Source organism: Ignavibacteria bacterium, from assembly GCA_016873845.1.
Classification (GTDB): Bacteria; Bacteroidota; Ignavibacteria; order Ch128b; family Ch128b; genus JAHJVF01.
The window spans coordinates 16,549-39,657 of the sequence record VGVX01000018.1 but is presented as its reverse complement, the minus strand read 5'-3'; the positions used below and the strand labels follow the sequence as shown (position 1 = coordinate 39,657).

General features: G+C 35.8%; 17 protein-coding genes. 9 read left to right on the top strand and 8 right to left on the bottom strand.

The window, feature by feature from the left end; translation table 11 throughout:
• Both FJ213_05680 and FJ213_05675 read right to left on the bottom strand, forming a co-directional pair.
• A partial coding sequence (locus FJ213_05680) for a hypothetical protein (protein MBM4175650.1) occupies nt 1-905 on the bottom strand: 905 nt, incomplete at its 3' end.
• 35 nt (nt 906-940) lie between these two features.
• Nucleotides 941-2,737: a peptidase M14 gene (locus tag FJ213_05675; GenBank protein ID MBM4175649.1), complete on the bottom strand. Its 1,797-nt coding sequence runs from the start codon at nt 2,735-2,737 to the stop codon at nt 941-943.
• 65 nt (nt 2,738-2,802) lie between these two features.
• Here FJ213_05675 and rnhC point away from each other — a divergent pair, with 65 nt between their 5' ends.
• Complete coding sequence (gene rnhC / locus FJ213_05670; GenBank protein MBM4175648.1) at nt 2,803-3,717, top strand: ribonuclease HIII; 915 nt, start codon at nt 2,803-2,805, stop codon at nt 3,715-3,717.
• Between the two features lie 152 nt (nt 3,718-3,869).
• Here the strand turns inward: rnhC and FJ213_05665 are convergent, their stop codons facing one another.
• From FJ213_05665 to FJ213_05650, 4 genes are all read right to left on the bottom strand, one after another.
• Nucleotides 3,870-4,145: a hypothetical protein gene (locus FJ213_05665; GenBank protein ID MBM4175647.1), complete on the bottom strand. Its 276-nt coding sequence runs from the start codon at nt 4,143-4,145 to the stop codon at nt 3,870-3,872.
• A 51-nt stretch (nt 4,146-4,196) separates the two neighbouring features.
• Nucleotides 4,197-6,875: a hypothetical protein gene (locus tag FJ213_05660; protein ID MBM4175646.1), complete on the bottom strand. Its 2,679-nt coding sequence runs from the start codon at nt 6,873-6,875 to the stop codon at nt 4,197-4,199.
• A gap of 65 nt (nt 6,876-6,940) precedes the next feature.
• A complete protein-coding gene (gene arsM / locus FJ213_05655) occupies nt 6,941-7,729 on the bottom strand; it encodes an arsenite methyltransferase (protein ID MBM4175645.1) in 789 nt (262 codons plus the stop codon).
• Between the two features lie 14 nt (nt 7,730-7,743).
• On the bottom strand, nt 7,744-8,070 hold the full coding sequence (locus FJ213_05650; protein ID MBM4175644.1) for a winged helix-turn-helix transcriptional regulator: 327 nt from the start codon (nt 8,068-8,070) through the stop codon (nt 7,744-7,746).
• Between the two features lie 111 nt (nt 8,071-8,181).
• Here FJ213_05650 and FJ213_05645 point away from each other — a divergent pair, with 111 nt between their 5' ends.
• Nucleotides 8,182-9,111 (top strand): TerC family protein, encoded by a 930-nt coding sequence (locus FJ213_05645; GenBank protein ID MBM4175643.1) that lies wholly within the window; start codon nt 8,182-8,184, stop codon nt 9,109-9,111.
• A 3-nt stretch (nt 9,112-9,114) separates the two neighbouring features.
• Here FJ213_05645 and FJ213_05640 read toward each other — a convergent pair whose 3' ends face one another.
• Both FJ213_05640 and FJ213_05635 read right to left on the bottom strand, forming a co-directional pair.
• Nucleotides 9,115-9,843: a hypothetical protein gene (locus tag FJ213_05640; GenBank protein ID MBM4175642.1), complete on the bottom strand. Its 729-nt coding sequence runs from the start codon at nt 9,841-9,843 to the stop codon at nt 9,115-9,117.
• 167 nt (nt 9,844-10,010) lie between these two features.
• Complete coding sequence (locus tag FJ213_05635; GenBank protein ID MBM4175641.1) at nt 10,011-10,925, bottom strand: EamA/RhaT family transporter; 915 nt, start codon at nt 10,923-10,925, stop codon at nt 10,011-10,013.
• A gap of 441 nt (nt 10,926-11,366) precedes the next feature.
• Between FJ213_05635 and FJ213_05630 the strand changes: the two genes are divergently transcribed.
• The 7 genes from FJ213_05630 (at nt 11,367) to FJ213_05600 (ending at nt 22,622) form a co-directional block, all read left to right on the top strand.
• Complete coding sequence (locus FJ213_05630; protein MBM4175640.1) at nt 11,367-11,606, top strand: hypothetical protein; 240 nt, start codon at nt 11,367-11,369, stop codon at nt 11,604-11,606.
• An 80-nt stretch (nt 11,607-11,686) separates the two neighbouring features.
• On the top strand, nt 11,687-13,438 hold the full coding sequence (locus FJ213_05625) for a T9SS type A sorting domain-containing protein (GenBank protein ID MBM4175639.1): 1,752 nt from the start codon (nt 11,687-11,689) through the stop codon (nt 13,436-13,438).
• 1,068 nt (nt 13,439-14,506) lie between these two features.
• Nucleotides 14,507-15,178, top strand: a complete 672-nt coding sequence (locus FJ213_05620) for a T9SS type A sorting domain-containing protein (protein MBM4175638.1) — start codon at nt 14,507-14,509, stop codon at nt 15,176-15,178.
• 71 nt (nt 15,179-15,249) lie between these two features.
• Complete coding sequence (locus FJ213_05615) at nt 15,250-17,430, top strand: T9SS type A sorting domain-containing protein (protein MBM4175637.1); 2,181 nt, start codon at nt 15,250-15,252, stop codon at nt 17,428-17,430.
• Between the two features lie 110 nt (nt 17,431-17,540).
• Nucleotides 17,541-17,969, top strand: a complete 429-nt coding sequence (locus FJ213_05610; GenBank protein ID MBM4175636.1) for a hypothetical protein — start codon at nt 17,541-17,543, stop codon at nt 17,967-17,969.
• A 16-nt stretch (nt 17,970-17,985) separates the two neighbouring features.
• Nucleotides 17,986-21,048, top strand: coding sequence for a T9SS type A sorting domain-containing protein (locus FJ213_05605; GenBank protein MBM4175635.1), 3,063 nt, complete (start codon nt 17,986-17,988; stop codon nt 21,046-21,048).
• 386 nt (nt 21,049-21,434) lie between these two features.
• A complete protein-coding gene (locus FJ213_05600; protein ID MBM4175634.1) occupies nt 21,435-22,622 on the top strand; it encodes a T9SS type A sorting domain-containing protein in 1,188 nt (395 codons plus the stop codon).
• The last annotated feature ends 487 nt before the right edge of the window (nt 22,623-23,109 follow it).

Genomic DNA, 23,109 nt, shown 5'->3' with positions numbered 1-23,109 from the left:
AATCTCAATCCACCAACGCCTGCAATTCTTCTTGATGGCTCAATGCTCCCCTTTTTCGGATCGACTCTAAAATATGGAATTGTTTGCGCTTCAAACATCAAGCTTGTACGTTCATTCAAGGTAAAGTCTATTCCCCCAAAAGCAAGCACCATATTTTTCTTTTGTTCGCTTGGCTCTCTATAGCTGTATGTAGGTGAGATAAAATACGATCTCACATTGCGGTATCGAAGGTCAGACACCATAACGCCTAAATGAATATTCGTAACTGGATTCATTTTTTTAGAAAGTGCCGCATAAAATGAAGTCATCCTTGCATCGTACTCAGTTGAAGTTAAGCCAAAAATTCCAAGATCGGGAGCTGCAGTTTGAATATCGTAATTACTTGAAGTATTCCATTGATTGTTTGTTTTTAACCCGACACTTAACCCGGGGAGCGTTTCATTTTCTTTTAACACTGCAATTTTTAAACCGAGAGAGGCAAAATTTTCAGACCTGCTAAAAACCGATCCAAGTAAGCTTACCGTACTGACTTCTACATCACCAAATCCGCCAAGTCCCAAACTCAGTGTTCCCAAAAAGCCATCGGTATTGCTGAACCCGAACGAACCGCCAACTAGAAGACTTAAATCTAAGGAATTTAAAACCGCCGCATAAGGAATAGAAAAAAGTCTGCCAATTTGATGACCAAAGGAAAATTTAACCTCTGGTTTTTCAGCAACTTTTTCTTTTTGCAGCAGCTTCATTCCACATCTTGTGCAGAAATTATTGTTGATTAAATTTTCTTGTTTACAGTTCGCACAAATAATGCTCTCTGATTTTTGTTCGACTTTTTCACTTTCTTGAGCAATTGTAATGGAAGCAGTTAAAGTGATTGCAAATAGAAAAATAATTACTAAACGCCACATATAAACCTCTTTATTAATTTTTCATTTATAATTTACTAATCTTCTTTCAAAGATTTGAGCTCTATTTTTTCATTCAACCGCATTATAGGATAAACGTTCCAGCTTTGGTCATAGTATGGAGAAAGCCGATAAAAATATTCCAGTCGTTTATACGGATTATTTGCAAATGATGAATCCGAGTTTATTTTTTCTGAAAAAGAAATTTTTAAGTTTGGATCTGATTCGATCATTTCGAGTGCATACTTTTCCATTACATAATCTTCAAAATATTCTTTCCGTTCAAAGATTGAATTGAAGAATCCCCAATAAACGAATGAATCAGGGGCTTTTGGCTCGAGCAGATTTACAAGCACTCGAAATGCCAGCTGGTCTGTTAATGCTGCATATGTTCCTTCAGGAATAATTACTTCTTCAAAAAAAGAATTATATTTTGCTGAAACTGCAATGCGGGATTCGTATGGTATTCGCTGCCAAACCGGAGTTTCATCGAACTTGTATTTTTCAACCTTCAATTTTATTTCTTTGGTTAGTCTATGGAGTTTTATTCCGTGTAATTTCATTACATCTATAATCTCTTTAAACTGGGTTGGAATAAAATACGCAAAAGGCGCTTCCACCGAGTCGACTACCCTTACATTGTTAAATAGTGGTACTTCCAGTTCAGACTTTTCATCGGTGTACACAATTTTTTCTTTTCCAGATATCTCGCTTGGTTCTTTTCGATAATTAATTCCTTTGAAAATAAAAGGAATTCCTTCGTCTTCTGTTTGATATTTCAACGGGATTGCCTTTTTATCACGAATAAAATCTCTGAGCGATTGTTCTTCAGCTTTTCTAACAATTTCTTTTACTTTTTTCGACTCGGAATTTATTTTTCTTATTACAACATCAAGTGCTGAGTAAGTTGCAAAGACTCTCGATTTGTAATCTTTCAGCATGTGAGTCTCAAGAAGCAGAGCTATTTTATTTCTGATCGCAGTGTATCCATTTGATAAACGCGGCCCAGTCGCTCCATCGACAATTCCTTTTTTAATTTCATCCCCGCGAAACCAAACATACGGAGCAATTAAAAATCCATCCTTCTCTACTTCATTTTCAAAATATGGGATAAAGGATTTTTTCACCCACTCACCAAGAATTGGATGAACATTTTTATCTTTCTCGATCGCGTAAGTCATTGTGTATTGGTAATCCGCACCATTTGTTACGTGACAATCGACAAACATATCAGGCTGCCAAGCATTAAATAATTTCAGCCAGGCTTTCATTTCCGGTGAATCGGCTTTCATGTAGTCGCGGTTAAGATTTAAATTCAGTGAATTCACACGCCAGCCCATCTCTTTCGGACCGTTTTGGTTGATCCGGTTAAATGGACTAAATCGTTCGTGTCCATCTACGTTAAATACCGGAATGACCATTAAAATCACATTATCCAAATAATGAAATTTTTCTTTTGTCACTAAGATATCTCTGAGCAAAATCATAGACGCATCTTTGCCATCAATTTCACCAGAATGAATTCCATTTTGAATCATTAAAATAACCTTGCCGGATTTTTGTGCAGAGAGTGGATTAAATTGTTTGTCTTTTGATGCGATGAGCACGAAAAGCTCTCTACCCTCCGGAGATCTGCCAAATGAAATTAGCTTTGCATAGGGTGAATGCTTCTCAAACTTTTTGAAGTAATCGATGGTCTCTTTGTATCGCGGAGTTTCAAGATAATTTGATTTCTCAAAATGTGTAATCCATTCATTGGAAAAATTCCTTTGAGACAAAAGAACATTTACTGAAAAAATTTGTATGATTATTAGAATTAGAGTTTTAATTTTCATTTAGGAACCTGTGATAATTAACAAATTGATGCTAATAATAAATTAATAAATAATCGATTGCAAGAATGATTGAACGGGCAAAAAAACAATTAGCCGACTTAATTCAAAAGGTCGAATTAAATCACGAACTAGCAAAAGATTTGTTCATTTCCGAAATTAAAGAAGGGCAGTATAATGTTTTCGTTGAGATTTCAAGAAACCGCGACTGGGTAAAGTTAATAATTTATTACGGCAAAAAAGGCTTCAAACTGCAAATTCAAGGAGATAAAACTTCGAAGCTATTCAAAGACATTGATGAAAATATTTTTGGATTAAATTTATTCCCACCAGCTGATGAAATTCAAGAACCTGGAAGCTATATCGGAGTGGATGAATCCGGAAAGGGAGATTTTTTTGGACCGCTCGTGATCGGAGGATTTGTTATAAATGAAAAAATTAAATCACAATTAATTAATTTAAAAATCCGAGACAGTAAGCTTTTATCGGACAGTGAAATTAGATTTTTAGCTGTAAAAATTAGAAGTCAGTTCAAGGAAAACTACAGTACAGTCCAAATAAATCCGAAGAGATACAATGAGCTGTACTCTAAGTTTAAGAATTTGAATCAACTTCTTGCTTGGGGTCATGCACGGTGCATCGAAAATCTACTTACGAATAATGATACGACAATTGCAATTTGCGATCAATTTGGAAACGAAAGTTCAATAAAAAATGCTTTGTTAGAAAAAGGTAAAAAAATTGAGCTTCGTCAATCTTTTCGTGCAGAAAAATTTTTAGGCGTTGCCGCTGCTTCAATTCTTGCGCGGGATTCTTTTATTAATTGGATAGAATTAAAATCAAGGGAACTGAAAATCGCTATACCAAAGGGGGCAAGCGAAATAGTGAAAACTACGGCAAAAAAAATTCTTGAGAAATATGGGGCGGAAAAGTTGAGCGGCTTGGTAAAACTCCACTTTAAAACTTCAAAGTCCTTATTTTAGTTCACTAACTGAAGTTACGCAGAATGGCCTTATTGTCATGTTAAGTCCGCCTCGGCGGACGAAACATCTAATAAATCCCGAAAAGTACAATTTCAGATTCTTCATCCGTCAGTTGACGGATTCAGAATGACTGTTTTGCGTAACTTCAGTCACTAAGATTTTTTTGGATAAAAAATCTTTACCAAATTAACGGCAACTAAGCCAACACCTACAACCACGAGAGAAATCAGCGCAACGAGATCAAGACCCATACTGAATTTATTTTCAGATTGAGTGTAGACCATACCTGTAATTCTATCTTCTATTTGAACTGCAGTTTTCGTTTCTGTCAATAGATGGAATCCTTCAACTCCCCAAGCAACCAACAAACCGATGATGATCGATGAACAGATAAAAAATATCAGTCTTCTTATACTTACTAAATTCATTTGTTATTCATAGTTATATTTAAACTAGATAGTCCAAAATTGTAATAAGATTTATGAATCTTCCTGTTCGTCAGATTTATTTCTTAGCAAATTTAGTTTTTTCAATCTATAATGGAAAGTTGAATGCGGGAGATTCAAAAGTCTCGCTGCTTTTCGAATGTTCCATTTAGTTTTATCGAGTGCTTCAATATATTCTTTAACTTCTTCTGCATCTCGCAGATCTTTAACAACTACATTAATTCTTTCTTGATAAATTCTTTTGTCCTTATCCTCTTCACTTTGCGGGGTGGATTTTTCTTTCACGTCTCTAAGTTCATGACGCAATCTGGATATTTCGGATTCTTTTTCAGAAAGCATCTGCTTGTATTTTTCTGTTTTCTCTTCGAATTTTTTCTGTGCTTCAGAGAAAGAGATTGAAGTTTCTTCAGTTTCAATTTGTAAAGAAGATTCTTCAATTTCTTCTTTTGGGATAGTTTTGGTTTGTTGTTTGACTGACACTCTCCGATTATCTTTCAAATAATAAAATAGGAGGATCAAAGATCCAACAAGAATTAGTGCAACGACATAGAAGTACCATTTTTTATAAATTTGCGATGTGATAGCGAACTTCAACTCCGCGGTTTGGTCAATCCAATTAAATCCATCGAGAGATGCTTGAATAACTAACCTATAATCTCCTGGCAGAAGATCTTTAAAAATAATTTTATTTGATCCTGACAAATAATTCCAATTTTCTGCATCAAGCTTGTAGCGAAATCCAATCCTCTTTTCATCGACGAACGAAAAGAGCGAAACGCCAACCGATATCTCATTTTCTGATTCGGGAATAACGATGTTATTCAAGGGATATACACTTTTATTTGTTTCAAAACTTGTGAAAGTGATGTTGTGAGTAAATGGTTTTCGCTTTAAATATTTCAATTCGATAATTGTTAAACCCGCATTTGTTCCTGCAAATACGAGATCATTCACCTCGTCATAAACTAAATTGTTTACTGCATCGGATAGCAATCCTTCGCGCGATGTAATGATGTCAAATTCATTTTTCGGGAGAATTCGATAAAGCCCATTAAACGTTGCCGTCCAAACAGTCTCATGCTTATCTAGAATAATGTCTTCAACTGCTTCTGTTTCAATTGAACCAAGTCTTGGAGAATAATTCGTAAATCTTCCATTTTTTAATGAAGAAACTCCTTGTTTAGTTCCGATCCAAAATTTATCGTTGCCATCGTCTGTTATTGAAGTAACAAAATTTCCAATCATACCTTGCGAGGATTTTAAGACGTGAAGATTATCGTTGTACAACTTCACAAATCCACTTTCCGTACCTATGAGAATCTCATTTTTCAAAGTGACGTGAATTTTGTTAATCACATTGTTCGGCATCTCGTTTTCAATTGTGTATCGATCGATAATCTGATTATCCTTGAAAACGTATAAGCCTGAGTCAGTTCCCACATAAACTTTTCCATCAAAATCTTTCGCAATAGATTTAATTATTCTCGACGGCAGCCATCTATTTAGCGTTGCATCGGAAATTCTTCCATTCTGAAAATCTTTTACTCCATCATCTGTGGCAAGTAATTTTTGCGCCGCGCTGATCGAAACAACATCATTCACACGATTCGTGCCTGAAAATTTTACTGAATAGTTTCGCCAGGATTTATTTTGGAGATTGAAAACTGATGCACCTTCATTCGAAAAAATCCAAATTTCTTTATCGTGCTTATGAATTTTTTGCACAGCAGAAGATGTGTTTGGAAAGAGAGATGGATAATTCCGGAACGCAAGCGAATTTAGTTTCACTACTCCATTTAACGTTCCGATCCAAATATTTCCTTCGCGGTCTTCATACAAAGAGGTCACAACGTTATGAGGAAGTCCATTCTGGAAACCTATGTAATCTTTTTGTTCACCCTCAATTCGAACAACACCAAAATCATTGCCAATCCAAATCGCATTATCATAGGCAGAAAGCAAAGATGTAAAATAACTTGTCGATTGACTTTGACTTGAATGAACTTCCGCCAAAGAGTTATTCGTAATTTTATAAATACTCCCCTGATCGACAGCAAATAATATGTTAGAGTTATTATCATATATAACTCTGCTTACTTTGTTTGATTTCAATCCTTCTGCTGATGTGAATTTATATTGAACTCGATTATATCTGACCAAATATAAACCTTGTTCGGATGCAAGCGCATAGCCATTGTCTATTTCTAGAATGTCTGTAAAGTTAACTTCTGGAAGTCTAATATTATTTAGAAGCGGAACGATTTGCGAATCTGAATGAACAATAAAAAATCGGTTGTCTTCAGAAAGAACTAACACATTCTGATCTTTGGATAGACGAATTACTTTAATTTTATCAGGAATAGGAGAATTTGACGTGTTAAATTTTTTTATTTCGCTCGATGGAGAAATTTTTAATAAGCCTTTATTACGAACTGCAATCCAAATATCGTTCGATTTTGATTGAAGTATTCCTAAAATTTCAGATGAAAGGGCTGGATCGTATCCTGAAATATTATCAAACTTGTATCCATCGTATTTTGAAACTCCGGTCAGTGTTCCGAACCACAGATAGCCATTCTTATTCTGAGTTATGGATTTAATTGAGTTGTGTACTAATCCATTTGAAGTGTTATAAAGATGAAAATTGTAAAGCTGCCCAAAAGCAGTCTGAACGAAAATTAAAAATATTAATGTAAGAAGCTTTTTTTTCACTGTGACTTAACAATTGAAAATATTAAGTAATGCTTTGAAAGTCAACGAATGAAACCTAAAAGAATTTATTTCTCGGCAAAGACTGTCATACTCAAGATTTGAAATTCTTTATTCTCATACTCTTCAATTTCTTTATCTGATAAGTAGTTTTTCAGAATTTCTTTCGGAATTACAATCTGCTTTTCTTTTCTGACCTGAATATTCTTAAAGCCAGCTGACTTGACAGTCTTAATGTATTCTTCCTTTTGTAAAGCTCCGGCAACACAGCCAGCGTACATTTCGGCGGCTTTTCGTATTCTTTCCGGCAGTTCTCCTTTCAAAACAATATCAGACACACAGAAATGCCCGGTAGTTTTTAGCACTCGATAAATTTCTTGAAATGCTTTGATTTTATTTGGAACAAGATTTAAGACGCAGTTGCTTATCACGACATCAATAGACGAAGATTCAATTGGCAGTTTTTCAATTTCCCCTAACTTGAACTCAACATTTTCATAACCAAGTTTTTTATTATTCAAGTTAGCTTTATCAATCATCGGTTGTGTGAAATCCACTCCGATGACTTTTCCATTCTCTCCGACAACTCTTCTTGCAATAAAGACGTCATTGCCGGCACCGCTTCCAAGATCAAGAACTGTATCTCTAGTTTTGATTTCAGCAAACTCAGTAGGAAGTCCGCAGCCCAAACCAAGATCTGCATCGGGCACATAACCTTCTAAGCTTGTATACTCATCCGCCATGATGGTATAAACTTGTTCACTACCTGCGCAGCAGCTTTTTGCTTTTTTCAAATTGACTTCTGCCAATTGCGAATATTTTTCTTTTACGATTTCCTTTATTTGATTATCGTTCATAAAATCCTCCTAAATTATTTTTTCTTTTCAGTTGGGCAGCAGCTAAAAAGTTCGTTGAAAATATTGATTAGCTCGGCAATAACATCTGGATTGAGACAGTAACAGACTTTCGGACCCTCGATCTCGCCTTTAATAATGTTCGCACGTTTCAGTTCGCGAAGATGCTGCGAAACGGTAGATTGTGCGAGCGGAAGTTCATCAACAATCTCGCCGCACATGCAAACATTTTTTTCCGCAAGAAATTTTACGATCGCAACTCTCGCTGGATGAGAAAGTGCCTTCGCATAATCGGCTAACTTTTGATCTTTCTTGCTGAAAATATTTTTCTTCGATACTGCCATATTAATTACTCATTACATATCGTAAATATACGATAAATGTTTCATGAAAATGCAAAAATTTTTAATTACTGTTTTTCTAATTAAATTTGTTTAACAAATAACAAAGAATTTATGACGACTGAAATTTGGTATTGGATAGTTTTTACTGTTTTAATTTCCGTTATGCTTGTTGTGGATCTTTGGGTTACAGATCATCGGCACGGAAAAATCGGGATCAAATCTGCTCTGATTTGGAGTGCAATTTGGATTGGCGTGGCTTTGCTTTTCAATGTTTCTATCTATTTTAAATTCCCAAACGGACACGTAAAAGCATTGGAGTTCCTCACCGGATATCTCATTGAAAAGTCACTTTCTGTCGATAACCTTTTTGTTTTTATAATGATCTTCACAGTAATGGGGATCGATCAGAAAAATCAGCCGCATATTTTGAAATGGGGAATTTTGGGTGCAGTGGTTTTTCGTATTATTTTTATTTTTGCGGGCGTTGCTCTGCTCGAAGCATTCGATTTTGTGATTTACATTTTCGGGGCAATACTTTTGTACACTGCTTATAAAATGGCTTTTATGCACGATAAGAAAATTGAACCTGAAAAAAATATACTCGTACGGACTGCATCAAAGTATTTTCCGATTAAAGCGGATGTAGATACCGAACATTTTTTTATCAAACATGGCGGAAAAATCTTTGCAACGAATTTATTCCTAACACTATTGCTGATTGAATCGACAGATATTGTGTTTGCAATTGATTCGATACCTGCGATTTTAGCAATTACCCGCGATCCGTTTATTGTTTTGACTTCTAATATTTTTGCGATACTTGGCTTGCGAGCGCTTTATTTTGCTTTGGCAGGAATTATGAGTCTTTTTAGGTATTTGAAATATGGAGTTGCGTTAATTTTATTTTTCGTTGGTGTGAAGATGATATTGGTTGAATTCTATCACATCCCTGTAGCTTTTTCTTTGGTTTTCATTGCAGTGGTTTTAACAGGCTCTATATTAGCTTCGGTTTTTATTAAAAAAGAATCTGTTGTGAACTGATTCTTAAATTCCAACGAATATTATTCCAATTCCGCAAAGAAAGATCGTTAAACCTGCAAGTGTGTGAACGTGCTTCTCCAATCGATGCAACGGAAGAAGTTCAATTCCCCAAAGTCCGATAAGAACCATTGTAATCATTGTTAAAATAGTAAAGATCCCGAAAACAGTTGTCACCAATACTATTCCGAATACACTCTCTGTTGCAGCAGGAAACATTAAAACGGGGATCAGAGCTTCGCATGGACCCAAAACAAAAATAATGAACAATACCCATGGGGTAATTTTCTTTCCTTCTTCACGATGGACGTGAGCATGTTCTCCGGAATGAGCATGATCATGTGTGTGATAGTGAATGTTATCACTCTTTTCATCGTGCGAATGAATATGAAAATGTTTGTGCGGTTTATTTTTGATCGAATGCCAAATTCCATATACGGTGTATAAAAGTCCAAATCCTAATAATAACCATGCAGCAACATCTCCACGAAACGACTCAAGAGCTTCTAGTGAAAAAAGCGAAACGCCAAATGCAATTCCAATACCGCCAATAACAACTGACGAAAGGACATGCCCTATTCCGCAAAGCAAAGTTATCCATATAGTTTTTACTCTCGACCATTTGCCTGCTTTAGATAATGCTATGAATGGAACATAATGATCGATTCCAACAACTGTGTGAATAATTCCTACTGACGCAGCAGTTAGAGCTAAAAGATATAATTCATTGTTCATAGGTTTTAACCAACTTTATGTTAATAAACTTTGTGAGTTCTCGCGGCTTCGTGTCTTAGTGGCCATACAATTAACGTGATAAAAAAGATTTTTGAAATTACCACGAAGGCACAACGGCACCAATGCACACAAAGAGGCTTTGATTAATCAAAAACGATTTTCAAAACTCAATTACTTTTTTCATTATTTCCAATCTTTATCTGGGAGACTTTGATCATTCCCGCAAAAAGCATTACGACACCGAACCATTGAATTGCATCAAGCATATTTCCGTGGACAAAATATTCGAGCAGTATTGCAGTGAATGGAAAAGCTAATTCACAAATTGCCGAAATGGATGCAGGAATACTTTTCAATCCATAATAATAGAGAAAGATCGCAGCCCCGCCGGTGGTAAATGCAATTATCAAAAATATCAGCCATTGATGATTCGTAACATTCGATATGCTTCCAATTTGACTCAAGCTTAAAACGATTACAAGCATTATGATCGAGCTTATCAAGAATCTTAAATATGTTCCAAGCTCGAATCCGACATTTCGCAAAGCACGTTTGCTGAAAACAGTAGATGAACCGAAACTAAAAGCTGCGATTAGCGAAAAAACCGCAGCGATCGCCGTCTTATCTCCGGTTGTGAATATTGGGAGATTCGCTCCAAATGTCATTATGTATGCACCGACAATGGCAATCCCCGCCCACAAGTAAAAAATCTTTGGAAGTTTTTCTTTGAGCAGAAGCGAAGCAAGTAAGATCGCAAATGCCGGCTGAAGCTTTTGAATTAGAATCACGACCGAGAGATTCACGAAGTTGACATAAAACAAAGCTTTTGTGATCGTCATTGTACCAAGCGCTCCGCCGAGCATTGCAACTGCAAAGAACGCAAGCCAATCGATTTTATCGAGCAGCTTGATTTTTGGAATTTGCTTGATGAAAAAAGGTGTCAGAATCAGAGCAACTATTGAGCTTTCAATAAAAACTACTAGCGGGACGGGCAAAGCATAAAGCGATGGTCTTAAAACAATTCCATCTAATCCCCAAAGCGAGGCGGCTATGATCACGGCAAACGGTGCAAATCTATACATCAAAAATTCTTATGAGTTTTTATTTTAATTTAATACTAATGATGCGAATCTAAAAAGGTAATATTTCACGTAAGCATGAAAGGTGTCAAATCATATATAGAACACAAAGCACGATTCTCTATTTCGCCTATACGGGACTCTGTTTCTCACTTCTTACTCTATTTCTATAAATATTTTATCCCTACGGAATTTTTAGCTCCATAGGAGCAATATAATTTTAGTATATGAACGCACAAAGTTACAAGTCCCAGAGGGACGATATATTATTCTGCGCCAATCCTGCTGGCGGCAAGCAGGTTGATAAGTATTATTTTAATCGATTCATGATATTCCCCAAAAGTTTTTTTTGTTCCTAAAACTCCATGTCGAAATTAACCATGAAGGAGAACTCTTGACAACACACTGTTTTTATCTTAACATTGCACCAGCGGGATAAATGCTATGCGCAGCTGTTTTACATACAGTTCTTTTACTGGGCTTAACAGAAAGAATAATAATTCACCCGTTTATCTCAACCAAATATTTTCTCCCTTCTTCTTACTCAATACTAAGTACTCAGTACTAAATACTATTGGGGGGGGGCAAAATGCTGATTTACTTGCTGCTATGCCAACCACTTTTCCACTGCTTAACGAAGAACTTAAAGCCCTTAGTTACTTACCGCAAACAGATATTTTATGAACTGAAGTTTTATGCGACTGGGTTTTCATGAAGAAATCCGACTTAAATAGAACTTTATTTCTTTTCCTTTAATAAACAGGATGAAAATGAAAAAAATATTTTATTGGCTGATTGCTCTATCTGTTGTTCAAAATGTTCACTCTCAGTCTGTTGAAGGGTTAATTGAAAAATACCGTGATAGAGGATATGTAATAACTAAAGTTGAAAAAGACATTTATAAAATTGAAAATAAATGGGGTGATGTATTAAACTATGTTGAACTAACAACATCAAACGAGGCTAATCTAAAATTATTCGACGATCCAAAGTTAAATTACCCTGATCCGCAGTATATCTACCCATACGAGTTGGATACAACAATTTACGGGCAAAAATATAAGCTTTGGAAGGAAATTGATGTTTCAACGTATTTGCCATCAGACCCTATAGTTATTGCGGATGCGAATAATAATGGTTTGCCGGAAATTTATGGAGTACTGTACGGATTGGATACACTTGATCTGCATAGTGTTATATATGAAATGGATTCATTAAAGAACTTTCCGCTAAAGTATATTTATAAACCTGAGCCATGGTTCGTACAACATCCAGTGACAATAGGAGACATAAATGGAGATGGGATAAAAGATTTAGGCGTTAGAGCGGGTCCATATACAATACATCATTTAAGATTTTATACAGGAAATAGTATCAATTCTCTGCCAACGAATTTTATGTTCATTTCAAATTATTTAAATGGATTAGTAACTAATTGCAAAATTTTAGATTTGGATAAAAACGGTAGAACAAATTTAATCTGTCGTTCAGAGACTTATATGAGAATTTATATACTCGAATATAATCCGCTTACTAACAATTATGATTCTGTATTTTCAATGCGGAGTCCATTAGATCGACAACTTAGAACTTTTACAGTTGGTGATTTCGATCAGGATGGAAAAGGTGATATTTTTTTCGGAAGCGGTACAAAACTATTTATGCTTGAAAATGTTTTTGGACGAGAATACCAAATTGTATGGGAGACTACACTCCCCTATTCGAATCTTGCTTATTTTATGGTAACAAACGATTTTAATAAGAACGGCAAACCGGAATTTTGGGTGGGTTCTCAATTTCTTCCCACATATACTTATCCTTTTCTAGTTCTTTGGTGTTTTGAATCTAACGGAGATAACAGTTATGAACTAATTCATCAGATTTATCTTATTGATGCAGAATCCTGGATTACAGGTTATGCCCTACCTTCGGATATAGATAACGACGGAGAGGAGGAACTAGTAATTTGCGTAGCCGAAAATTTTGTAATTATCTTAAAACCCAAGCGAGTTGAAGGCAAATATATCTTTGAACCGTTTTATATCAATTTTTCAAAAAGGTTTAACTATTTTTCTGTCAATACTTATGACTTCGACAATGACGGTAAGCTGGAACTAACTATATCGGGAGACAGGTGGCGAACTTCTCCATCTCAAGCATGGACTGCCACGCGGATTTATAAAGAAAATTTTCTATCAAGCGTTAAAAATGATAAAAATACTAAACTGGAAAATTTTAGAATAAGTCACAGCTATCCAAATCCATTTAACAGTAAAACACAGTTTAAACTTCTTGTTCCAAATAACCTTAAATCCAATCACTTTGATATTAGAATATTTAATCTCTTAGGAAAAGAAATAAAAGTCTTATTAAATCAGGAATTGTATTCGGGCGGTCATTTTATAGAATGGGATGGTAAAAACAATGATGGATATGAACTTGCTAGCGGAATGTATTTCATACAGGTCAAAAACCTGCAAACTATTCAAACAATCAAAACAATTTTAATTAAATAGAAGGAATTAAAAATGAAACATTTATTGACAACATTGATGTTTATTTTTTCTTTTGAATTATATGGACAAAGTGAGGGTTGGAATAGTGTGGTTACGACTGGATTAGATTTAACGAATTTCGATAAAGCAGAAGTTTATACAAATAAGGATGGAAATCATATAGTTGTTTCCAATAATTCAACTGTAAAATATTATCGATATAACTCGAGCGGTTCTTATATCAGCGAAACAGAATATACGTTTGAAAGTTCCGGAGGCGGAAAATGGGCTAATATTACTGGAAGAGGAGATGTGGTTTGTGTGGTCTATAGAAAAGACAATTATATAAAGTATTATAAATCAACAAATTCGGGAGGTAGTTGGAGCCTTTCTTCTTCATACGACATTTCTACATCTACCTGCGAAGGACTTGATGCGTTTTACGATAGCGATTTTGATTATCTGCATGTAGCAGATTCAAGATATAATAATGGTAGGTACAGAGTATATTATTCCCGATTTCAAGATACCACACCTGTTGATGAAGGAGATGTATCTGATTGTGATAATACAGACGCAAAATATCCTTCAATTCGAGCAACTTATTACAACGATGCTAGAAGAGCGCATATTACCTGGCAGTTAAGCACTAATGTAACCCGCACACGGGATAAATTCTATTACCCTGGTGGCGGAGGTATCTGGTCGGTTTGTGAAACTATTTCAAGTTACACTGCAGGTTCAATGATTTATTCTACCAGTGATGACAGTCTGTATATATTTTATATATACGATGATGGCGAACTTGTTCGTATTAGGCAGAAAAAGAAAATAGCTGACGCTACTTCATATGGGACGAACTATCTCACTGTTGCTGAAAATGTTGACAATGTATTATGCACTGTCAGTCGTACTGTAAATAATAAATTAAATATTATTTATTCTGCCTCTGGATTAAAACATAGAACTTATGACGGTGCATGGAGCTCAGTGGTTTCTGTAGCAAGCGGAAGCAATTTTAATTCTCTTAGCAGTTCTTCTGTTTCAAATGATATTTATTTGATCTGGAAAGATAATGGTTCTTCCTACATGCGGTATTGCCAATACGACGCCAATCCATTAGTTCCGCAAAATTTCTCAATTACTGTCGATGGGGCTGGACATCCAAAATTAACCTGGACAAAAAATTCAGAACCAGATGTAGTCAGAGCGGACAATAACACTGCCTATAAAATTGATAGACGCATTGATTCTTTGGGGACGGGAAATTTTGGTCCTTGGTATTATTTCGCATCGCGGGATTATTCCAAATCTGATTTTACAGATGAATCAATAGGTTCGGCAGGTTATGGTCCTTGTAAAGTTGAATATAGAATCAGAGCAAGGGATTATACAAGTCATCATTCAGAATATTCATCAACAGTTAGTATCAGCTATGGTACAGGTGAGAATAAAATCGCTGTAGGGAGAATTTATCCAGCTCAATTTACCCTTGAACAAAATTATCCTAATCCATTTAATCCATCAACAAAAATTAGGTTCAGTATTCCAGTAAATCAATTTAATGCCGTACTTACAACACTAAAAGTCTATGATTTGCTTGGAAACATTATTGGAACTATAGTAAATGAACATAAAGAACCTGGCGAATATGAAATTGACTTCAATGCCGAAGATTTTGAATTGCAGTCCGGTATATATTTTTATGAGTTAAGGGCTGGGAATTTTTATTCTGTCAGGAAGTTTTTGTTGATTAAATAATTTTGTTAAACTGAGATGCAAGCTGATCATTATTCAGCTTGCATCTCACTTATCTGTTAGGTGCAAAAAGTATGTATAAAATATTAAACTTAATAATAATTATTTTTCTTTTACCCACATCACTTGTGGCACAATCTTTAGAATGGCGTACTTATAATAAAAATAAAACTGGGATTACCAACTCAAAAATTCTATCGATTGCGATAGACAAGAAAAAAGTAAAATGGTTTTTAATGGGAAATGGTGATGTTGTAACATACGACAATTTTAATTGGACAAATATCGAAATCCAAATTCCAGGAATACCAAAGTCTACGATTAAAAAACTTCTGATAGATAAAAACGATAACAAATGGTTTTTGACCAACGGCTATGGGCTAGCAAAATACGATGGAATCGAATGGACTATCTATAACACCGCGAATTCAGGTATTATGGAAAACATAATAAATGCTGTTGCATTTGATTCTATTGGAAATATATGGATCGGTACTGAGGAAAAAGGATTAATTAAATTTGATGGCACAAACTGGACAAGATATTGGACGGGGAATTCTGGACTTCCAGAAATAAAAGTAACCGCAATTACTATTGATAGATTTAATAAGAAGTACATCGGAACTGGGTGGAACGGCGGATTAGCAATATTTAATGATACAAGCTGGATAACATTTAACAGAACTTCCTCACGTATTCCTGAAACAATATTAGACATTTATATTGATAGACATGATAATATTTGGATTGGTGGATATCTTGGAATTGCTATTTTTAACGGAAGCAGATGGATTCATTATTTTAAGAATGATTCACATAGATTTACAACAATTACTGAAGACAGTGCTGGTCGAATTTGGATAGGTTTTCATGGAGACGCTCTATTTCCGTCTCATAGATTTGTAATAATTTTCAATGACACCACCAATTATCTCCAACTTGACGAAATGAACTCTGGATTACCTTATTCATGGATCAATATAATACTATCTGACGGCTCAGATGTTTTTCTGGGGACTAATGATAATAGAGTTGTTAAATACGATTGCGCTGATTGGTTTATTTTCGATAACAACAACACCGGCATCCAAAACGATTATGTTAAAGCTGTTGCATACGATAAATCCGGTAACATCTTAATCGGAACTTACGGAAGCGGAATTGTATTTCATAAATCAGATAAAAACACAACAAGCTGGCGGGGTGAAATTCCCGGAACTTACATACAAACTCTTAAAACAGACTCTGCTAACAAAATCTGGGTCGGAACGCAGTTCAACGGATTGCTTCACTTTAATGGTGCCAAATGGGATACTTTCAATACTTCGAACTCACCCATCCCAAGCAATAACGTACTTTGCGTTAACATCGATTCATACGGGAACAAATGGATAGGAACCGATAATGGTGTAGCTAAATTTAACGGAATCAATTGGACTATTTACAATAGATATAATTCTGGTCTTCCGGGCAGATACATCAGCTCAATTCTGATAGATAAATTCAACTATAAATGGATTGGAACGGAGAATGGCTTGGTTATAACCGATGAAGCAAGCTGGGGTGTTTACAATACATCGACTTCCGGTTTACCGGAAAACTGGATAATCTCATTGGCAATAGACAGTCTAAATAATAAATGGATTGGCACTTGGCGTTATGGATTGGTAAAATACGATGGGACTAATTGGACTGTTTACAACACATCGAACTCCGGGCTCCCAAGCAATTGGATAAGAGTAATAAAAGTCGATACAATTGGAAACTTATGGATTGGAACAGAGAATGCAGGTTTGGTAAAATACGATGGAACGAACTGGCAGGTGTTCAATGTATCTAACTCCGAGCTTCCGAGCAACTCCATAACATCAATTGAGATTGACGGAGCGAATCATAAAATTATCGGGACAAATGCCGGATTATCTATTTACCGTGAAGGTGGAGTGATACTTGACGTTAAGGATTATCAACCCGCAAACGTTCCAGAGAGATTCTCTCTATCGCAGAATTATCCTAATCCATTCAATGGAGTAACTAGCATTGAGTATTCAGTATTGAGAAGAGAACATGTATCTTTGAAAGTCTATGACGTGCTCGGGAGAGAAATTGCAACGCTTGTTGATGAAATTAATGACCCAGGAATTTATAATTCTCAATTATCAATTCTCAATTCTCAATTATCCACTGGGATCTATTTCTATCAGCTCAAAGCCGGTAATTACACTGAGACTAAGAAAATGGTTGTAGTGAAGTGAAAAATAGTTAATCCTTTAAAACATTTGCAGCATGCCTGAGATTTAACTGCATCTCATCCTTGCATCTTATAATTAATTTGTTAACTTGAAACAAAAAAATGAGGGCCCTTATGGTAAAAATACCGACAACTGTCGTGCTTTTTTTTATTATTCTTGCTCTAAGCAGTTGTTCTAAAAAAGAGCATCAAACTCAAACTGATCAAGGTGAAGTAAAATCTCCGACAACAATACAAGACAATCGTTCACTTGTGCAGGTAAAAATCCTCAGCATTTATAAAAAGAACGATGAGGATTATTCACTTAAGCTGCGTCTTATAACTTGCGAGGATATTGGTTCGCTGCCGAGTATGGCTGCTGCCGGAGATGAAATCATGGTTTCCCCAAATTTCTATTTGGATGAAAGAGGAAAAATAAATTCTGCAGATCAAAGAAACCAAAAGTTGAAATCGCTATCGAACAAACGCGAAGGAGATACTGTTAATTTAATCCTAAAACTAACACTAAAAATGGGTTGGTTGATAATGGACATGCAACAATAAAATTAGGAGAAAAAAAATGAAAAAGTTCCTGCCTCATTTATCACTTCTTTTTCTAACTGCAATTACAAGTTTATCCCTGATCTTTCAGACCTCGAGTGAAAATTCAAAAAATGAATTTACAATTAAAGACATGCTCGCTCATAAAATAAAATCTAAAAAAGAAAATAAAGCCGCTTACGACAAACCAATGGAAGCTATGAAATTTTATTATGATCAGCGGGCTTTTCCAATCGGTTATATTCCGGATAATTGGCGAAGTGGTGCATTAGAGCATATTAAGAAATTCAATTCCCCCTCTTTGAGTACTAAAGCTGCTGCATTATCTTGGACGCAAGTCGGACCAAATAATATAGGAGGAAGACTTCGTTCAATTCTAATTAATCCATCGAATACAAATATTATGTACGTTGGTGCAGTAAGTGGAGGCGTCTGGAAAACTACGAATGGCGGAACGAGCTGGTCGGCATTAAAAGATGACATGGAAAATCTCGCTGTTTGTGCTCTCGCAATGGATCCGGCGAATTCGAATATAATCTATGCCGGTACCGGAGAAGGATATTTCAATGCCGATGCAATCCGGGGCGAAGGAATTTTTAAAACTACCGATGGCGGTACAGCGTGGACTCAATTATCATCAACAAAGAACAGCAGTTTCTACTATGTTAACGATTTACAGTTTGATGCAACAACTGGCAGACTCTATGCTGCTACTCGAACTGGACTTTACTACACTGTTAATGGCGGAACGAATTGGAACCTTGTAAGCGGCGGATTAAGCGGTGCATCTGCACACTGTATTGATATTGAAATTTCAAATACTTCTCCGACAACTATCTTCGCAAGTTATGGACAGTTCAATCAATCAGCGATTTATAAAAGCAATGATGGGGGAAGTTCATTCAGTGCAATTCATTCAGTAACCGGAACTGGAAGAATAGAATTAGCTACATCTCCATCAAATAACCAAATCGTATATGCTGCTTTTTTAAACTTAAGCACGAGCGGTGTTTCACATTTCCAGAAATCAACTGATGGTGGAAATACTTTTTCAGCTGTGACAGTCCCCGGTCCATCGCTGACTGCCAATAATTATACCGGCTCACAAGCTTGGTATAATAACATTGTATCTGTTCATCCAACCGATCCAAACATAGTTTTCGCTGGTGGAGTGGATATGTTTAAAACTACAAATGGCGGTACATCATGGTCGCAAATTACAAATTGGTATACTCATCCTTCCTATGCCTATGTACATGCAGATCATCATGCGATTGTTTTCCATCCATCTAACGCAAATACAATGTTCGTTGGAACTGACGGAGGAATTTATAAATCCGTAAATAGCGGAACGGCTTGGACTGCACTAAACAACGGACTTGAAGTAACTCAATTTTACTATGGTGCGGTCCATCCGACCTCAGATGTTTTTTACGGCGGGACGCAAGATAATGGCACGCTTAAAACAAGTTCAGGACTAACTTGGACAGAAATCCTAAGTGGTGACGGCGGTGCAACTGAAGTTGATTTCAATACTCCTTCGACACTTTACGCTGAATACGTATATCTTGCATTTTTCAAATCAACAAACAATGGCAGTTCATGGACAAAGAAGATGAGCGGAATTCCTGTCGGATCAGGATATTGGGATGGAACGACCGAGCGCTGCCAATTCATCGCTCCGTTTATTATGGATCCTAATAACTCACAATCTTTAATTGCTGGAACTTACAAGCTTTATAAAACAACAGATGGCGCAAATAATTGGTCTGCCATTAGCAGCGATTTGACCGGCGATGGTTCTGGTTCTTCTGGCGCAACGATTTCTGCTATTGCAATCGCTAAAGGAAATTCAAATGTAATTTATGCCGGATGCAGCAACGGCAGAGTTCAGGTTACAACTAATAATGGCGGTTCCTGGTCAGTCGTCTCAAGCAGTTTACCAACTTTGTATGTAACAGATATCGAAATCTCTTCAACCAATCCTGGGGCTGCTTATCTAACTTATTCGGGTTACACTTCATCAAGCAAAATTTATAAAACGTCCAACTACGGATCGACGTGGACAAATATTTCTTCCGGTCTGCCGAATTTGCCTGTAAATTGTGTTGCTTTAAATCCAGATAATGCAAGCCAGATAATCGTCGGAACAGACCTTGGAATTTTTTCATCAATCAACGATGGCGGCACTTGGGTAACTGATAACGGCGGTTTAGCTAATGTCAGCATTGCAGATCTCGATTATCGGTCAAGCGACAAATATTTGTTCGCAGCAACTCATGGAAGAAGCATGTTCAAAGCTCCACTCTCAGGCGGGACTACTCCAACCGAAGTAACTTTGAATTATGACGATGGAATTCCATCAAGCGGTTATTATTGGAATACACCTGGTGCAGGTTCTGCAAACCGAATGACTCCAACTATCACACCTGCTAAAGTAACTCAAATGAGTATTTACTTTACTGGGATAAATGCCGGTACAGGTTCGTACCAGCCATTTATAAAAGGGAAATCAGGTTCGGCGCCTGGATCGAATCTTACGACGCTCTCAACTCGAGTTGCTGTTCCTCCCGGTTGGGATGAAATAAATCTCTCTTCTTACAATATAAATGTGAGTGACGATTTCTTTGTTGGACTTTTTTATGATGGAACAAACAAGCCGATGTATGGCTTCGATCCGATTGATAACGGCAGGGCTTGGGATTTCGATGGCGTGTCTTGGTCATCCTGGAATGAGACATATTTCATGCGTGCAAAAATTCAAACGCTTACATCTGTGGTTGATATAGAAACGAGAGTCCCGAAACACTTTGATCTTTCACAGAATTATCCAAATCCATTTAACCCCGTTACGAGAATAAAATACAGCTTGCCGAATGAACAATTGGTTTCTGTAATTATTTATGATTTAAATGGAAGTGAAGTTGCAAAGCTGGTGGATAATCATCAAGCTCCTGGAACATATACTATCGAATGGAATGGAAAAGATAATTCCGGAAGACAAGTTTCATCCGGTGTTTACTTATATAAGATAGAAGCCGGAAATTTTTCTGAGCTGAAGAAGATGATACTGCTGAAGTAATTTTGTATAGATAAAATATAGATTCCATCCCGACAAGTCGGGATGGAATCTTTTTAATATCCATTTAAATCACAAGTCCAGTTAGTGGACACTCGAAAAACAACTACATTCAATGGTTCTCGAGTACGATTTCGAAGAAATCGTGTATCGAGAGAACTAAATTAAGATGCCATCCGTCAGCTGACGTATGGCATCTTTTTTTTATTGAGTGGAATCTTTCAATTCGTCAGTGAGATTGAATAGTTTTTGTACTTGACTTTATTTGCCGAATGTATTACAATTACTTGTAGTAGAGATTAATAAAAACTGCTGCTGAGATTTACAGAGCCAAATCTTGAATCGAAAAAAATACTGCTCTTGGTTGACAATAAATATTTTAACAATTTATTTTGGGAGGCGGTATTAAACACTTTTTAATTGCAATTCTAATTTTTTCTTTGTACAAGATTTCTTTCTCACAAGAGCTAGTTACCGAAGGAGCTCTTTTTGTTGGAACTTTTGGAGTAGGCGTAAATGAGCAGATAACTTATACAATAACGAGTCAAAAGACCACCTGGGAAAAACAGAGTACAAGCTATTTCCCAATAACCAGTAATTCTAATTTAATATCTAGTAGTTTAATTACGACAGGTATTAGCGATACAAGTGATCCTTCTAAGTGGGATTGTTGGTTTTCACATTCAATACCACCAGGTGAAAACACACCGGAAATAGCATTTGGACTCTATAAGGTGACCACTAGTAAAAGTCCGTATAGTAAAAGTCCGTATGTGTATTTTTATTATGATACTCGTGATAATCATTATGGAGATCAAAATCCAGATGTTTTTATAAAATTTGTATTTGGGACACCAAATAGGTTGTTTTATAGTCCTAACGCATCCGATTGGACAGAATATTCATCAGGGGATACACTAAACGTGTGGGAAATTAAGAACTATAATAATTCCCCTCTGACAATTTATTTCGAACCTCCCTCTCCATATAACTTAGAGATATCTTTCGAACCCGGAACACAGCATCCAATACTTACATGGTCATCAGATGAATTTAACACGGGCTTTCCAATTAAAAGAAAATCAGGGGATGGTGATTGGGTAGATAGATGCACCTCGCTTACAAATACTTTTATTGATAATGAGATAACTTGGCCAGGGGGTAATCAAACACAACAAATAAGTTATAAAGTACGTGGATTGAACGGTACAATTTTATCTGCAGCGTATTCAAATATTGAATCTATTTTGATCGATCCAGAATTACAGAAAAAAGCTGTCGGAGGTTCACCAGTAGTTTTTACTTTAAATCAAAATTATCCCAATCCATTTGGCGAAGCCACCCATTCGGGTAATCCAACAACATTCATCAGTTACTATTTGCCTATAGAAGGCTTTGTGACAATAAATCTATATGATTTTTTGGGAAGAAAGATAAAAACTTTAGTGAATGAGTTCAAATTACAAGGTAAATATCAAATTGAATTTGAAGCAAGTAATCTAACAAGTGGAGTTTACTTTTATAAAATTAATGTTGGTGATTTTTATGATATTAAAAAGATGATAGTTATTAGGTAAATAGAGAAAATATCTATTTACTTCTTTATTTAAGTTTATACTAAATACAAAAGGAGATATACAATGAAATTAAAAGTTATAATTTTGTTGCTATTATTTTTAACAAACATAAATCTCGCGCAAACAAATCAATGGTTGTTTATTAATAGAGTTAATTCGGATTTAGAATTTGACATAGTTAACTCAATAGAAATTGATAACTATGACAATTTTTGGATCGGTTACTCTTTATATGGTTTTCACTCTGGTTTACTTAAATATGATGGAATAAACTGGACTCACTGGAACATCTCTGTAAGAGACACACTCCCATGGCAATTTACTGCGGTAAAAGTGGATAGTTCAAATTGTAATTGGATAGACCATGGCTACCGATTTTATAAATTTGATGGAATTAATTGGAATGTATATAAGTATGAAGGAATTGGAGCTATGGGATATACAAAATTCCCACAAATGGAAATTGATAATAACGGTAATAAATGGT

Bases quoted from the DNA above. Each gene is read 5' to 3' on its own strand.
- FJ213_05675 (MBM4175649.1), bottom strand. From the start codon at position 2,737: ATGAAAATTAAAACTCTAATTCTAATAATCATACAAATTTTTTCAGTA.
- rnhC (MBM4175648.1), top strand. From the start codon at position 2,803: ATGATTGAACGGGCAAAAAAACAATTAGCCGACTTAATTCAAAAGGTC.
- FJ213_05665 (MBM4175647.1), bottom strand. From the start codon at position 4,145: ATGAATTTAGTAAGTATAAGAAGACTGATATTTTTTATCTGTTCATCG.
- arsM (MBM4175645.1), bottom strand. From the start codon at position 7,729: ATGAACGATAATCAAATAAAGGAAATCGTAAAAGAAAAATATTCGCAA.
- FJ213_05650 (MBM4175644.1), bottom strand. From the start codon at position 8,070: ATGGCAGTATCGAAGAAAAATATTTTCAGCAAGAAAGATCAAAAGTTA.
- FJ213_05645 (MBM4175643.1), top strand. From the start codon at position 8,182: ATGACGACTGAAATTTGGTATTGGATAGTTTTTACTGTTTTAATTTCC.
- FJ213_05640 (MBM4175642.1), bottom strand. From the start codon at position 9,843: ATGAACAATGAATTATATCTTTTAGCTCTAACTGCTGCGTCAGTAGGA.
- FJ213_05635 (MBM4175641.1), bottom strand. From the start codon at position 10,925: ATGTATAGATTTGCACCGTTTGCCGTGATCATAGCCGCCTCGCTTTGG.
- FJ213_05630 (MBM4175640.1), top strand. From the start codon at position 11,367: ATGCGCAGCTGTTTTACATACAGTTCTTTTACTGGGCTTAACAGAAAG.
- FJ213_05625 (MBM4175639.1), top strand. From the start codon at position 11,687: ATGAAAATGAAAAAAATATTTTATTGGCTGATTGCTCTATCTGTTGTT.
- FJ213_05620 (MBM4175638.1), top strand. From the start codon at position 14,507: ATGCGGTATTGCCAATACGACGCCAATCCATTAGTTCCGCAAAATTTC.
- FJ213_05615 (MBM4175637.1), top strand. From the start codon at position 15,250: ATGTATAAAATATTAAACTTAATAATAATTATTTTTCTTTTACCCACA.
- FJ213_05610 (MBM4175636.1), top strand. From the start codon at position 17,541: ATGGTAAAAATACCGACAACTGTCGTGCTTTTTTTTATTATTCTTGCT.
- FJ213_05605 (MBM4175635.1), top strand. From the start codon at position 17,986: ATGAAAAAGTTCCTGCCTCATTTATCACTTCTTTTTCTAACTGCAATT.